This is a genomic window from Phytopseudomonas dryadis (genome assembly GCF_004327355.1).
In the GTDB taxonomy this organism is placed as follows: Bacteria; Pseudomonadota; Gammaproteobacteria; order Pseudomonadales; family Pseudomonadaceae; genus Aquipseudomonas; species Aquipseudomonas dryadis.
On sequence record NZ_QJUM01000022.1, the window covers coordinates 15,580 to 29,863 of the forward strand.

The 14,284-nt window shown below is 64.9% G+C and carries 14 protein-coding genes; 6 read left to right on the plus strand and 8 right to left on the minus strand.

Annotated elements, in window-relative coordinates; all coding sequences use genetic code 11:
• Positions 1 to 14: 14 nt before the first annotated feature.
• Positions 15 to 1,325: a D-amino acid dehydrogenase gene (locus tag DNK34_RS17860; RefSeq protein WP_131176440.1), complete on the minus strand. Its 1,311-nt coding sequence runs from the start codon at positions 1,323 to 1,325 to the stop codon at positions 15 to 17.
• A gap of 340 nt (positions 1,326 to 1,665) precedes the next feature.
• Here DNK34_RS17860 and DNK34_RS17865 point away from each other — a divergent pair, with 340 nt between their 5' ends.
• Complete coding sequence (locus tag DNK34_RS17865; RefSeq protein ID WP_131176439.1) at positions 1,666 to 2,565, plus strand: LysR family transcriptional regulator; 900 nt, start codon at positions 1,666 to 1,668, stop codon at positions 2,563 to 2,565.
• 310 nt (positions 2,566 to 2,875) lie between these two features.
• Here the strand turns inward: DNK34_RS17865 and DNK34_RS17870 are convergent, their stop codons facing one another.
• The 5 genes from DNK34_RS17870 to DNK34_RS17890 form a co-directional block, all read right to left on the minus strand.
• On the minus strand, positions 2,876 to 3,340 hold the full coding sequence (locus DNK34_RS17870; protein WP_131176438.1) for a spore coat protein U domain-containing protein: 465 nt from the start codon (positions 3,338 to 3,340) through the stop codon (positions 2,876 to 2,878).
• Positions 3,337 to 5,682, minus strand: a complete 2,346-nt coding sequence (locus DNK34_RS17875) for a fimbria/pilus outer membrane usher protein (protein WP_242675347.1) — start codon at positions 5,680 to 5,682, stop codon at positions 3,337 to 3,339. The genes DNK34_RS17870 and DNK34_RS17875 overlap by 4 nt, the downstream gene beginning before the upstream one ends.
• A complete protein-coding gene (locus tag DNK34_RS17880) occupies positions 5,669 to 6,361 on the minus strand; it encodes a fimbrial biogenesis chaperone (protein WP_165497325.1) in 693 nt (230 codons plus the stop codon). The genes DNK34_RS17875 and DNK34_RS17880 overlap by 14 nt, the downstream gene beginning before the upstream one ends.
• Positions 6,362 to 6,410: 49 nt before the next feature.
• Positions 6,411 to 6,914: a Csu type fimbrial protein gene (locus DNK34_RS17885; protein ID WP_131176436.1), complete on the minus strand. Its 504-nt coding sequence runs from the start codon at positions 6,912 to 6,914 to the stop codon at positions 6,411 to 6,413.
• Positions 6,915 to 7,059: 145 nt separating this feature from the next.
• On the minus strand, positions 7,060 to 7,779 hold the full coding sequence (locus DNK34_RS17890) for an XRE family transcriptional regulator (RefSeq protein WP_131176435.1): 720 nt from the start codon (positions 7,777 to 7,779) through the stop codon (positions 7,060 to 7,062).
• 357 nt (positions 7,780 to 8,136) lie between these two features.
• On the opposite strand from DNK34_RS17890, the gene DNK34_RS17895 reads away from it, so the two are divergent.
• A complete protein-coding gene (locus DNK34_RS17895) occupies positions 8,137 to 8,553 on the plus strand; it encodes an ANTAR domain-containing protein (protein WP_131176434.1) in 417 nt (138 codons plus the stop codon).
• Positions 8,511 to 9,731 carry a helix-turn-helix domain-containing protein gene (locus tag DNK34_RS17900; protein ID WP_131176433.1) on the plus strand — a complete coding sequence of 407 codons (1,221 nt, stop codon included), beginning with the start codon at positions 8,511 to 8,513 and terminating at the stop codon, positions 9,729 to 9,731. The genes DNK34_RS17895 and DNK34_RS17900 overlap by 43 nt, the downstream gene beginning before the upstream one ends.
• Positions 9,732 to 9,916: 185 nt before the next feature.
• Here DNK34_RS17900 and DNK34_RS17905 read toward each other — a convergent pair whose 3' ends face one another.
• Positions 9,917 to 11,113, minus strand: coding sequence for a class I SAM-dependent rRNA methyltransferase (locus DNK34_RS17905; protein WP_131176432.1), 1,197 nt, complete (start codon positions 11,111 to 11,113; stop codon positions 9,917 to 9,919).
• 147 nt (positions 11,114 to 11,260) lie between these two features.
• Positions 11,261 to 11,800, minus strand: a complete 540-nt coding sequence (locus DNK34_RS17910; RefSeq protein ID WP_131176431.1) for a type 1 glutamine amidotransferase domain-containing protein — start codon at positions 11,798 to 11,800, stop codon at positions 11,261 to 11,263.
• A gap of 145 nt (positions 11,801 to 11,945) precedes the next feature.
• Between DNK34_RS17910 and DNK34_RS17915 the strand changes: the two genes are divergently transcribed.
• The 3 genes from DNK34_RS17915 (at position 11,946) to DNK34_RS17925 (ending at position 14,182) form a co-directional block, all read left to right on the plus strand.
• Positions 11,946 to 12,812, plus strand: a complete 867-nt coding sequence (locus DNK34_RS17915; protein WP_131176430.1) for an HDOD domain-containing protein — start codon at positions 11,946 to 11,948, stop codon at positions 12,810 to 12,812.
• Positions 12,813 to 12,920: 108 nt separating this feature from the next.
• Positions 12,921 to 13,733, plus strand: coding sequence for a bifunctional DNA-formamidopyrimidine glycosylase/DNA-(apurinic or apyrimidinic site) lyase (gene mutM / locus DNK34_RS17920; RefSeq protein ID WP_131176429.1), 813 nt, complete (start codon positions 12,921 to 12,923; stop codon positions 13,731 to 13,733).
• Between the two features lie 119 nt (positions 13,734 to 13,852).
• The gene (locus DNK34_RS17925; RefSeq protein ID WP_131176428.1) at positions 13,853 to 14,182 is read left to right on the plus strand and encodes a multidrug transporter; all 330 of its coding nucleotides are present in this window, start codon (positions 13,853 to 13,855) and stop codon (positions 14,180 to 14,182) included.
• Positions 14,183 to 14,284: the final 102 nt, after the last annotated feature.

Sequence of the window (14,284 nt, forward strand, 5' to 3'; positions counted from 1 at the left end):
CAGTAATCCTTCGATCAGGGGGTGAGGGTCAGCCCGGTGAGATCCACGGGGCTGGTGCGGTGTTCGATCAGTTGGCTGAGCACCTGGGCACTGGCGGCGGCCAGGGTCAGGCCGAGGCTGCCGTGGCCGACGTTGAGCCAGAAATTGTCCAGGTGGGTGGCCCCAAGAATAGGTTTGCCATGGGCGGTAGACGGGCGCAGGCCGGCCCATTCGCTGGCATGCTGGTAGTCGCCAGCTTCGGGAAAGGTCTGTTGGCATTGCTGCTTGAGGGCGGCCATGCGAGCCGGGTCGACAGTCGCGTCCGGTGCGCCGATATCGACCATGGCGGCCACGCGTAACTGATCGCCGAGGCGGGCGTAGACGATCTTGCGATCGAAGTCGGTGACGCTGACGTCCGGGCAGCGGCTGCTGTCATTCAGTGCCAGGGTCAGGCTGTACCCCTTGAGCGGATAGAGCTGCAGATCGATCCCCAGCGGGGCGGCGAGCATGCTGCTGGCATTGCCGGCGGCGAGGACGAAATCGTCCGCTTCCAGTGTTCCGCCACTGGCCAGCTGCAGCGCCTGAATGCGGCCCTGGTCGTGGCGTATGGCGCTCACGCAATCCTCGATGCGCTGGTAGCGGCCGCTGGCCCGGGCGGCCTGCTCCAGGGCCTGGCAGAACAGCTGGCAGTCGGCGGATTCGTCCGAGGCACTGAAAATGCCGCCGGCCAGTTGTGTGGCGATGGCGCTCAAGGCGGGCTCCAGGGCCACGCATTGCTCTGCCGACAAGACCCGCTGCTCGTCCCCTTCCCTGACCTTGGCCGCGGCCTGGGCGAAACTGTCCGCCTGGCGATAGATCACCAGCTTGCCGTTGCGCCGCCAGGCGAAACCGTCGAGCCCGGCCTTGCGCCATTCTCCCAGCACCTGCTGGCTGTACAGCGCCAGGCGTAGCAGGTGGGCGCCGTTTTCCCGGTTCACCGAGCTGCGGCACGCCGCCAGGAACGACAGGCACCAGCGCCATTGGCGCGGATCCAGGCGCGGGCGGAATTTCAGCGGCGCGTCGGCGCCCTGCAGCATCCAGCGCAACGCCTTGAGCGGCACGCCGGCATCCGGCAGCGGCGAGACGTAGCGATAGCTGAGCTGACCGCCATTGGCCAGGCTGGTTTCCTGGCCCGGCTGCGAATGCTTGTCCACCAGCACCACCGAATGACCTGCGCGCACCAGGGCGTAAGCCGTGCTCATGCCGATCACGCCGGCGCCGATGATGGCGATCCGTTTTTTGCCCGGCGATCCCGGCGGGCCGTCGCTGCGCGGCGTGCAGGCGTGCTCCTGGAGATGGGCTGACATCGCGTACCTCGAAATCTGTGCAAGCCGGTAACGTACGGGCCGAGGCGCCGCTGGAGCCAATGAATAAATGACCATAGACTATTGCCAAAGGTTATGGGCTTTGGCCGTTAGTGTCGTGTCAATCATGAAATGTCGGGCTCCCGTGGAAACCGTCTTGATCCCTGGCCGGCAGGGTTCGCCTGTAGGAGCGTCGACCCCGGCGCGATGCGCTCATGCTGCAGAAATCGCGCTATGGTCACGATTCGCCGCGGGGGCGCGGCTCCCGCACGAATGTGGCAATGCTGCGTGCAGATACCGTGCGACCGACATTCGATCGGTGTCGCGACATTAGAGGGATGCCATGCGTCTGCGTCATATCGAGATTTTCCAGGCCATCCTGCAGACCGGCTCGATTACCGGCGCCGCCAACCTGCTGAACATTTCCCAGCCGGCGGCGACCAAGGCGCTGCAGCATGCCGAGGCGCAACTGGGCTTCGCCCTGTTCAACCGCGTGCGCGGGCAGTTGCTGGTGACCGCCGAAGCACGGATTCTCGAGCAGTCGACGGCGCGGGTGTTCGATGAGCTGCAGCGGGTCAGGCGCCTGGCCGGCAATTTGCGTGCCCATGGCGCCCAGGCGCTGCGCATCGTGGCCACGCCGAGCCTGGCGCAAAGCCTATTACCTAAGGTTATTCCCGCCTGGTGCGCGCGCTATCCCCAGTCCCCCTGCGAGCTGGCCACCCACCACACCCCCGAACTGGTGCAAAGCCTGTTGCTGCACGAGGCGGATCTGGCGCTGACGCTGCAGAACCCCAAGCATCCCGGCCTGCGCATGCAGGTCCTGGCGCAGGCACGCATGGTGGTGATCGCGCCTCCGGGCCACTGGCCGGCCGCGCAACTGCGAGAGCCGTTGTCCATCGAAGCGCTCAGCGGCCAGCCGCTGCTGGCGCTGGATACCCGCGACGCGCTGGGGGGGCTGTTGGAGCAGCACCTGTCCGAGGCCAGCAGTGCGCCGACCATCGTCGCCCGCGCGCAGACCTGGCAACTGGCCCGGGCGCTGGTAGCCGAGGGCATGGGTTTGGCGGTGGTCGACCCGCTGACCGGTTATGGCAGCGGCGCCGGCGTGCAGGTACGGCCGCTGTGGCCGGTGCTGCCGGTCAACCTGTACGCCATGACCCGTCTCGACGAGGGCGGCAGCGACGCCATGCAGCGTCTGCTGCAGATGCTCGGCGAACAGGCGCAGCGGATCATGCTGCCTAGTTGAGGACTGTCGGTTGACGCCGGGTTGCGTAGACCGTAGAGGGACGGAACATAGGACGTGGGCTCGTCACTTGCTGATCGCCAAGCGCCATCCGGGTGTAGGAGGTTGTGACCTCGCAGCGAATGGCGGCCATACCGCGAGATAGCGGGATGTGCACCATCGCAGGTCGCCGTCGGTGTCAACCACACCCCCATGGGCGGCGAAGCATGCAGCAGGCGGCGAGTCAGCTCGGCTAGCGGTTGCAGTGCAACCCCGCGGCTCGGTGGGAGTGCACAAGCCGCTGGACGAGGCCGCCACCGCCGCCGCGACCAGCTCAGTAGACCAGCCGTACGTCGAGCAGACCGGTGTAGCTGCCCGGGCGGTAGAGGCGATCCGCCCGGGTGGTTGCGTAGACCCTGTAGTTCCGCGTCGAGGTCGAGTATGGCGCCAGGCTTACACTGTCCGTGATGGCTATTCCGGTGCCACTGGGGTTGCCCCAGAGCTGGCGTTGATCGCTGGAAATGAACAACTGGTAAGCAATTTCGCCAGCGGCGCCCAGCAACCGCTGCTGGGTGGGGTCTTCGCTATCCAGGATAATCTGGTAGTCGATGTTCGCCGCGCTGGCATCGCTGTGGCAGACCACCGTCAGCGTTGCGCTGCTCGATTGTGCCTGGCCACCGCCTTCGATCTGGCCGAATACCAGGGGCGTCGTACTGATCGAGCAGTCATAGGCCTGGGCAGGCAGCACGGTGTGGCCGAGCGCGCTGGCGAACAGGCTGGCGATCATTCGCGGACTCATCGTCGCTCCCCCAAGTGGCAGGCCAATGGGCCGATCTCGGGAATCCGCTCGGCATCGGGCTGGTAATCGAAACGCGCGCGACAGTCGGGCTCGCCTTCACGGCTGACCTGCACCTCGTTATGGGGGCCGAGACCTTCGATGAAGACTTCGCCGTCATACCCCACCGGTACCTGCACATCGCTACCGAGCAGCATCACCTGGCTGCCGATCGGCAATGGCTTGCCCCGAACATCTGTCAGTCGCAGAGTTGCGCCGTTGCGCTGGACGATGGCGAACCTGACCAGCACGCCGGCGCGGTCGGCCGGTCGCACCTGCTGCTCGACTTGCGCCAGATTGGCGTTCATAGGCACATCGCCAGGCTCGATGGACAGCCGGTTCGACTCGTAGGCACGCAGATCCTCGACGAACAACAAACCGTTATCGTCGGTGCGCCCGACGCGACGATTCTCCTGGTTCACGCCAACGCCGACGGCACCGTCGGTATCCACCAGGGCGAAGCTGTCGTCGATCCGGTTGGAGGCGAACAGGTGTCCGCCGATCAGCGTCACTGCGCCGCTGGCGGTGGCGCGCAGCGCGTTGCCGTCATCCGCTCGCTCGGTTTCCACGCCGATGCGGCCCCAGTCGGACTTGTAGCTGAGGGCGGCATTCTGCTGCTCGCGCTCGCCGCTCTGGCTGGCCAGACGCCAGCCGATGTCGCCGCGCTGCACGGCGGTCTGTTCGGCCTGCACGCGGTTGTAGGTGCGCGAGCCGCTGCTGTTGCTGCTGGCGCTGAGGGTGCGGCGGTTGCCCAGGGGGAGGGACAGGCCGACGAAGAAACCGTTGCTGTCATGGTTCTCGAAGTCGCGAAAGGCGGTTACGAAGGCCGACAGGCTACCCGCCAGGCGCGTGCTGTAGGTGGCCGAGAGAACCGCACTGTCGATATAGCGCGGCGGTTCTTCGGCGTAACGGTAATCGCTGCCGTAGAAGCGATAGAGATTGACCCGCTTCTTCGCGAAGACCATGCCGAACGAGCCGAAGCGCCCCAGCGGGATGCCCAGGTTGGCACGCAGGGTGGTGCCTGGCTGGCTGTCACCAACGGCGGCGGCGATGTCGGTGAAGCCGTCGCTGGCCTTGAGAATGCTTGCGCCAACGCTGAGCCAGGGCATGTTGCGCGAAAAGCCCAGTCCGTATTGCCCGCCTCCGCGGCCCTGGTGCCGGCTCGCCGCCAGTGAACCGGAGAGCACGCCGAAATCCCCCAGCAGCCAGTTGCCACCGAGTCCGCCCATGGCCAGTCCCGGAGCCGCCTCGGCATGGCTCTCCAGGGTGGCCTGTGCGGACAGTCCGCGTCGATAGCTGAGTGAAGCGGCTCCCTCGGCGTAATCGTTGGAGCGCGACGCATAGTGGCGGCGCACCGCGCCAAGCTCCAGCGAGAGTGCGTCCAGGCCGGGACGCAGCAGTTGCGAACTGGTGTAGAACGGCAGGGTCTCGCTCGTCTGGCGGCCGCTGGCGTCCTTGATCAGCATCGATATGTCGCCGCCGCCGCTGACCACCGGCAACTGGTTAACCTCGAACGGACCGGGTTCCACGCGGCTGGATAACTGGCGTATGCCGTTGACGAAGACGTCCACCGAGGACGGCACCGCCACTTCGCCGCCGAGGCTGGGGCGGGGGAAGGTGATCAGATCCGGGCGCAGATCGAAGTTGGTGCTCAGCTGCACCCCGGCCAGGCGTACCGGGCGCGTCCAGCTCAGCCCGCCGTTGATGAAATCGCCGGCGTTGAAGGTGCGCATGCTTTGCGGATCCGAATAGCTGTAGGTGCTGTTGAGGCGGACACGGCGGTCGAAATAACGGCCGCTGACCTGCTCGGCGCTGTTTTCGAATACGCCGTAGGCGCCGAACAGCCGCAGGCTGGCGAGCAGGTTGCTGCTGTCGAACTCGCTGGAGCGGGTCGCCTGGGTGTCGTAGTTGAGCAGCGCACCGCTGGCGCTGGGCATCACTTCTCCGCCCCCGCGGGCGCGCGCTCGATTCAACTGCTGCAGCGCCAGGTCGCTTGTCGGCAGTTGCAGATAAAGCGTCTGGCTCGCCGGGTCGAGGCTGTAGCGCCAACCGGGTAGCGTGGCCAGGTCGAGCCGCTGCGCATTCGCCTCGGCAGGCAGCCTGATTCCCAGGCCCAGGAGTTGCGCGCGATCGGCGAAGAGCGTGCCGTCGATCTCGTCGAAAGCCAGCACCTGGTCGAGGTCGCGCCCATTGATGAACACCGCGAGCAGCAGCGGCACCGGCTCGCTGGCAGAGACGCTCTGCGCGATGTCTGGCAGCAGGCACAGCAAGGCGAGCAGGGGACGCAGGCGCCTATCGATGATCACTGACCACCAGCCATTGCCCGGTGCCGCCTGCCTGCGGTGGTAGCTGCAGATACACGCGTGCGCCGGGTCGCAGCGACTGCTCGCCGCCTTCGATTCGCCAGCGCCGCTGGCTGCCGGCGAGCAGGTAGGGCAGACCCTGGACGGCCAGCTTCAGCGGGCCGCCATCGGCCGCGCTCAACTGCAGGCCTGCGAGCTGCGCGTGGCGGAGACCGGCGTTCTCCGCGATCAGCACGCTGCCGGTGTCCTGGCGCTCGACACGCCAGCGCAACTGGGCGGTGCCTGGCGTCGCCGCCTCGGCGAACACGGGGACGGTCATGCGCAGGGCGATATCGACCTGATTGCGGCTTTTCACCGGCAGCTGATCGAAGAACACCCGATAAGCCTGTTCGGCGGCCTGCGATGGCTGGCGCAGTTGCAGGCGGACGATCTGTGATTGGCCCGGCGCGATGCGGGCGAAGGGGGGGCTGACCGCCAGCTCCCCGGTTTTGTCGTACAGGTCGGCGCTGGCCGACTGCCGCCAGGCGAAGCTGCGAACCTGGATCAGTAGCTCATCGTCGCCGTGATTGCTCAGGGTGAAGCTGGCCGAGCGTTGGCCGGCCGCCAGTTGCTGGCCGATCGGCACGATCTGCAAGGAAGGCGGCGCGGCCAGCAGCGGCAGGCTGAACGTCAGCGCGAGCACTGACGTCCAGGGTCGTATAAAGCGCACGGGCATGATAGGAAAGCGGCTGTCAGTAATCGATGCTGGCGACCACCGAGTCGCTGTAATCGCCGATGGAGGATTCTTGACTGGCTGCGATCAGCCCATAGACGGTGAGCGTCTGGGCAGCGCCATCGCCAGTGCCGTCGAGGGTATCGGTGCCGGGGGTGTTGCCCCAGGCGATGCCTTGCGCATTGGTCTGGAACAGCTGATAGGTCAGCGTGTCGGTGCCGCTTACACCGCCCGTCATCAGTCGCGCTTCGGCGGTGGCGCCGGTACCGTTGCCCATGTCGAGGCTGACCACGTAGGGGGCGGTATTGCTGCAGGTGACGGTGAGGTCGGCGGTCGCGGTGACGTCCGCCGCGCCGGTGTAAGCGGGGAACGCCAGCGGCGTGGCGGTCAGGGTGCAAGTGGCGGCGACGGTGGCGGTTACGGCGATGGTGGCTGTTTCGGTCGCCGCATGGGCGGTTCCGCCGAGAAGGGCGATGGCGAGTAGCGAAAGGGCGCTGGCGTTGAACGCACATTTGTAGGTCATGAGGGGCATCCTTGACTGTCTGAAGTGGCATCCACCGTGCGGTGGATACGTCTTTCTCAGGATGTCCGCGTCGCGTCTGCAGAATTGGCCGAAATACCGGCAGAAACGGCCAACTTTCTCGGTGTGTCGCTCGCGAGCGACAGGTTCAGGGTTGCCAGCCGCAGTACCAGACCACCTTGCCGGCGACCTGCAGTGCGCTGCGCTGTTCGCGTGGCAGCGGGATATCGCGATATCGCGCACTGGCGCTGAGCAGCAGAAGGGAACCATCCGCCTGCACCTGCACACGTTTGACCTGCAGGCGCGCCGGGCCGATCTTCAGCAGGAACAGGCCCTCCTCCTCCAGGCTGATTCGCTGGGTGTCGATAAGCACCGTCGAGCCGGGTTTCAGCGGCTCGGGCAGGCGTCCGTCGCCCAACTGGATGGCGAGCAGAAACTGGCGCTGTTCGACGAGGCCGTGGGCCTGCAGTTCGGTACGACTCAGGGAAATGCTGTCGAGCGGCGCAAGGCCTTCGTTCCATGGCCCGGTTCCTGTCGAGCCCAGGCAGACGTAGCGCGGCACGCAGATAGAATCGCCAGCCTGGCCGGGCGCGGGAGACTGGCCTTGTACGCCCGAAACGAGCCAGTCCAGCGAGACATTTCCGGCGGCGGCTATCGAACTGATCACCAGCAGACTCGGAGAGTTGATGGCGCGGATGTATTTGTACAGCTGTGTCTCATGAATGTTTGCCTTTTTAGCTAGGTTTCGCTTTCCGCCTAGCGAGTCAGCCAATTTTGCAATTCTTTCTCCCATTTCCTTTAAATTAAGTGAATTGATAGCTTCTTTTGAAGAATTACGCGGGGGAATATGTTCAGGATTTGAGCTCATTCGGCCTGCTTGATCGTAAAGTTTAGCGATTGCGCTTGACTCTATGTGGTTGAGTGACTATGTTTTGGCGCACAAATATTGACGCCCTATTCAATTCGGCGTGTGCAAGAGGTCAAATGACCTTTCGTCTCAGTGTGCATGCATCCGCTGAAAAACTCTGTGTGGGCGCTTGATTTTTTAGACCACCGACGCGTTTTTTTTCCGTTCATCAGGAGATTCCGTCCTGGCGAATAGCTGGTCGGCACTGTGGTCTCCGAGAGCGAGCTACCCGCGGGTTCTTCGCTCGCTTTCTTCAGCCGGCACCGAGAGTCGCCAAGCGTATTCGGTGCAATGGATGCCAGGCCGGGTAGCAAAGCCATGCACAGTCGCACGCGTGTTCTCGTCATCGAGGAAAGGCCCTTCCAGTCGAGCGATATCGAAGGAGTGCTCAACCAGATCGGCTGCTATCGGATCTCCACTGTATTGGAGCCCGATCAGCTCGAGCAGGTGCTGACCTCCAGCACGGGGCCGTTCGACATGGCGGTTTGTACGGCCGGCTCCTTCGCCATGGACGATATCTTTCTGCTGGAGCGTATCTGTAGCGGATGCAAGGTTCAGCATGTGGTGCTGCTCGCCGAGTACGACGCCGAACACCAGCATGAGCTGCTGTTCAATGCCTGGCTGCGGCACATCCCGTTGATCGGATTCCTGCGCAAACCGCTGACTTCGTCGGCGCTGGCGGAAATGCTCGAATGCCTTCCGCGTTGGACGGTGCCGAGCACCACGCCATGTTGAGTGCGACCTTGCCCGGACGGGCCGATGGCGCGCCGGCCATGAGCAGTCTACAGCCCCTCGGTATGCGGGCGCAGCTGTCGAGGTCGTCGGTACGCCGAGTGATCATCCTCACCTATCCCGGCTGCTTCGTCGGTGAGGTGGTGAAGCTGCTGGAGGTTTTCGCCTCGCTCAGTCCATCCAGGAGCGATCCTCTGGCGTCCTACCAGACCGATGTCTATTCGATATGCGGCGGTGTGCTGCTGTCGCCGATGTGCGCTTCGGTGAAGGTGGAGACCCTGGCAGTCCTCGGGCCGGCACCAGACGTTGTGGATACGCTGATCGTCGCCCATGGCCCAGTGCAGTCGGTGGTCGAGTTTCCGCCGCCGCTGTTGGCGTGGCTGCGGGAGGTCGATCAGCGGGCGCGCCGTGTCATCGCTCTCGGAGCCGGTGCCTTTCTCCTGGCCGCGGCAGATTTGCTGACTGCTCGCCGGGTCGTCACCCACTCATCCCTGCAGCAAGCGCTTGGCGAGCGCTATCCAGCCCTGCAGGTCGAGCGTGACACCTGTTTCCAGATCGATGGGCATTACTGCACGTCCAGCGAGCAGATCGGCGCACGCGAGCTGGCGCTTAGGCTGATCCGCGAGGATCGTGGCGAACCGCAGGCGGAGCGCAGGTGCGCCAGCCCGCTCCGTTCCTGTCCCGGTTGCCGGTCGACCACTGCCAGCGTGGCACTGCTCGGTCAACCGGAAAGCCTCGCCCATCGCCTCTGTCGCTGGTGGCTGCAACACCTCGACGAAGAGCTGCACATGGATCGCGCAGCGCTGGAGTTATGCACCAGCGAGCGCAGCTTGCGCCGTCAGTTCAAGCATGAAACCGGCTTTTCGCCGTATTCCTTCCTGTTCCTTCTGCGCCTGGAAATGGCCCGCCAGGCCCTCCTCGACAGCGACCTGCCAGTGGACAAGGTGGCTCGCCGCTGTGGCCTGCTCGACGGTGAGCAACTGGCGAGGATGTTCCGCAAATTCATCCGCGCCACGCCACGCGGCTATCGCGAGAGCATGCGCAGGGGGCTGCCGCCGGAGAAACTGCACGCCGATTACGCCCGGCTGTTCGACGGTCGGGCGCGGCCGGCCTGGCTGCAGGAGATGCTGCTGAGTGCCGAGCAGCCTGGCCGCGCTTCGCCACAGTGGGTGATCAGATAGCGGGTGGTTGTGACGTCGCGTCCCGGTTTCCAGTCTGCCACGGCGTTGATCCGCGATAGAGGCAGGGGCGCCGACCATCGACTCCAGGCCGGGCGAAGCCTGCTTGACGGTCGAGCTGCCTGCGCCTGCGTTGCAGACGCTGCCTCTGCGTTGCCGGTGTCGGCCCGGTACGGCTCCAGCGGGCCTCAACTGTTGGGCAGCAGGCGCACCGTCAGGCTCTTGATGTAGCGGGTCTCGGCGATGGCCGGGTGCACCGGGTGATCCGGGCCTTGGGCGCCGTGTTCGAGCAGCTGGATGTTGCGATCCAGGTGGCGGGCGCTGGTCAGCAGGATGTTCTGCAGGTTGTCCTCCTCCAGGTGCATGGAGCAGGAGGCGCTGACCAGGATGCCGTCCTTGTTCAGCAGGCGCATGGCGGTTTCGTTGAGGCGGCGGTAGGCGGCTTCGCCGTTCTTGATGTCTTTCTTGCGCTTGATGAAGGCGGGTGGGTCGGCGATTACCACGTCGAAGCGTTCTTCGGCTGATTTGAGTTCGCGCAGGGCGGCGAACACGTCACCTTCCACACAGGTGACCTTTTCCGCCACGCCGTTGAGGGTGGCGTTGCGCTCCACGCCGTCCAGGGCGGGAGCCGAGGCGTCCACGCAGAACACCTCGCTGGCGCCGAAGGCCGCGGCCTGCACGCCCCAGCCGCCGATGTAGCTGAACAGGTCGAGCACGCGCTTGCCTTGCACGTAGGGCGCCAGGCGCGCGCGGTTCATGCGGTGGTCATAGAACCAGCCGGTCTTCTGGCCGGCGATCACCGGCGCTTCGAACTTCACGCCGTTCTCTTCCAGGGCGACCCATTCCGGCACCACGCCGAACGCGGTGTCGACATAGCGCTCCAGGCCTTCGGCATCACGCGCGGCGGAGTCGTTCTTGAGCAGGATGCCGCTGGGTTTGAGCACCTGGATCAGCGCGGCGAGCACCTCGTCCTTGTGCCGTTCCATGGTGGCCGAGGCCAGTTGCACCACCAGAATGTCGAAGAAACGGTCGACCACCAGGCCCGGCAGCAGGTCGGAGTCGCCATACACCAGGCGGTAGCAGGGCTTGTCGAACAGGCGCTCGCGCAGGCTCAGGGCGACGTTGATGCGGTGCACCAGCAGCGATTTGTCCAGCACGTGCTTGACGTCGCGCGACAGCAGGCGTGCACAGATCAGGTTGTTCGGACTCAGGGCGACGATGCCCAGCGGCTTGCCGCCGGCGGCCTCGAGTATGGCCTGGTCGCCCGCCTGGAAGGCATTGAGCGGCGTCGCGGCGACGTCGATCTCGTTGCTGTAGACCCACAGGTGGCCGGCGCGCAGGCGTCGGTCGGCATTGGCTTTCAGGCGCAGGCTGGGCAGGGACATGGGCGGCTCCGGGGGAAAAGGGGCGGATTGTAAGGGAAAGCCGGGAGCCGAAAACAGCGCCGTAAGGCTGAAAGCTAAGCGAAAAGGCGGCATGCCGCAGAGCTTTTCGTCCAGCGTCCAGCCTCCCGCGCTCTTGATCGCGTGCCTTTATGCCGCCAGTGCTTCGATCAGTTTCGCGTTGAAGGCCGGGATGTCATCCGGGTTGCGGCTGCTGATCAGTTGGCCGTCGACCACCACTTCCTTGTCCACCCAGTTCGCTCCGGCGTTCTTCAGGTCGTCGGTGAGCGATGGCCAGCTGGTGATGGTCTTGCCCTTGAGCAGGTCGGCCGTGGCCAGGATCCAGGCGCCATGGCAGATCACCGCGATGGGCTTGTTGGCGCGCGCTGCATCCTTGACCAGTTCGACCGCCATCTCGTCGAGACGGATGGTGTCGGAGTTGACCACGCCGCCCGGCAGTACGATGGCGTCGTAGTCCTCGATACGCGCGCTATCGAAGGTCTTGTCGACCTTGAAGGCGTCTGCCGGGGTGGTGTGGTGCCAGCCGGTCACCTTGCCGTTTTCCGCGGAGACGATCTCGGTGCTGGCGCCAGCCGCCTCCAGGGCCTTCTTCGGCCCGGTCATCTCGACCTGTTCGAAACCATCGGTGACCAGCAGTGCAACGCGTTTGCCTTTCAGGGACGTAGTCATGGAAACACCTCGATACTAGGTTCTGTTGACCCTAGATTCGTGGTCATGCGTCCGGTATTAGTTCAGCCAATGCGATGAGCTGGTCAAAAGGTCGCTGGCTGAGGGTAGACTGTGCACTCCTTCATTTTTTCTAGCCGTCGTCGCCATGGACAAAGAGCTTTCCGCCGAGCAGATCCAGAAGTTTCTGCAGGGCATCACCGTGCCGCCGCAGCCGCAGATCATGGTCGACCTGCAGTTCGAGCAGGTCATGCCCAACCCCGATCTCAAGGCGATCGCCCGTCTGATCAGCCAGGACCCGGGCCTGTCCGGGGCCTTGCTGAAGATCGTCAATTCGCCGTATTTCGGCCTGGCCAACCGGGTTGGCTCGATCCAGCGCGCGGTCAATCTGCTGGGCAGCCGGTCGGTGATCAACATGGTCAACGCGCTGTCGATCCGTGGCGAGATGAGCGACGACACCATCGTCACCCTCAACCGCTTCTGGGACACCGCCCAGGATGTCGCCATGACCTGCCTGACCCTGGCCAAGCGCATCGGCTGCGAGGCGGTGGACGAGGCTTATACCCTGGGGCTGTTCCACAATTGCGGCATTCCGCTGATGCTCAAGCGCTTTCCCGACTACATGCTGGTGCTGGAGGAAGCCTACGCCAGCGCCAGTACCGAAAAGCGCATCGTCGACACGGAAAACCGCCTGCTCAACACCAACCACGCGGTGGTCGGCTACTTCACCGCCAAGTCCTGGAACCTGCCGCTGCACCTGTGCGAAGCCATCGCCAACCACCACAACGCCCTGGCCATCTTCCTCGACGACAGCGGCCGTGACGCGCAGCTGAAGAACCTGCTGGCGATCCTCAAGATGGCCGAACACATCTGCCGCAGTTACCAGGTGCTGGGCAATCAGGCCGAGGATCACGAATGGCGCAGCATCGAGCCGCTGGTCCTGGATTACGTCGGTCTCTCGGAGTACGACTTCGAGAACCTGCGCGAGAGCATTCGCGACCTTGGTGCAGCCTGAAAGGTACAAACTACAAGCGAAGAGCGAAGAGCGAAAAAGCGCGCGAGTGTCGTAAGCTTCTCAAGCCTCAAGCCTCAAGCCTCAAGTCCTTTCCGAGCCCGTTTTGTCATGCCCGAACTGCCAGAAGTCGAAACCACCCGCCGGGGCATCGCCCCTTATCTCATCGGTGAGCGCGTCAGCCGGGTCGTCGTGCGCGATCGTCGTCTGCGCTGGCCGATCCCCGAGGATCTGGACGCGCGCCTGTCGGGGCAGCGCATCGAGGCGGTCGAGCGGCGGGCCAAGTACCTGCTGATCAAGGCCGAAACCGGCAGCCTGATCAGCCACCTGGGCATGTCCGGCAGCCTGAGGCTGGTCGAGGCGGGCCTGGCGGCGGCCAAGCACGAGCATGTGGATATCGAACTGGAGTCCGGTCTGGCGCTGCGTTACACCGATCCACGGCGCTTCGGTGCGCTGCTCTGGAGCCTGACCCCGCTGGAGCACGAGTTGCTGGTACGGCTGGGCCCGGAGCCGTTGACCGACCTGTTCGACGGCGAGCGCCTGTACCGGCTGTCGCGTGGACGCTCGATGGCGGTCAAGCCCTTCATCATGGACAACGCGGTGGTGGTCGGCGTGGGCAACATCTACGCCACCGAGGCCCTGTTCGCCGCCGGGATCGATCCGCGCCGCGCGGCGGGCGGCATCTCGCGGGTGCGCTACGTGGCGCTGGCGCACGAGATCAAGCGGGTGCTGGCCCATGCCATCGAGCGGGGCGGCACCACATTGCGCGATTTCGTCGGCGGCGACGGCCAACCCGGCTACTTCCAGCAGGAGCTGTTCGCCTATGGCCGGGGCGGGCAGTTCTGCAAGGTGTGCGGCAGCACCCTGCGCGAGATCAAGCTCGGCCAGCGGGCCAGCGTGTACTGCCCGAAATGCCAGCGTTGACGCGCGCCGGCAGGCTTGGCGGGATGGCGTCTCCGGCACTTGACGGGCATCACGCTGACAATTGCCGGAGCGCTGTTATAGTTAAGCGCATCGCCCGCACATTTCTGAAGGATCGCCCCATGAAACTGTTTCGCTCCTGCGCTGCTGTCCTGGCGCTGACCGCTGCCTCGTTCGCCCATGCGCAAGAAGTGCAGCAGAACGCCAGTGGCGACCCCCTGTACAGCGTCGAGGCGCCCAAGGCCTTCCCCATGCTGGGCGACCTGCTGATCGCCCGTCCCCTGCTCATCGGCGCCACCGTCATCGGCGCCGCGGCCTTCGTCGTCAGCCTGCCGTTCACCGCGCTCGGCGGCAACGTTGGCGAGGCCGGCAAGGCGCTGGTCGTCGACCCGGGCCGGGAGGCGTTCGTGCGCTGCCTGGGCTGCTCCAGCAGCGATCGCTATTCGCGTTAAGGCCCTGGCCAGTGAAGAAGCCGCGCCCGGGCGCGGCTTTTTAATGCCATGAGGCGCCCAGGGCTTTCTACCCGCGCCCGTTCCGGCCCAATCGCGAGCCAG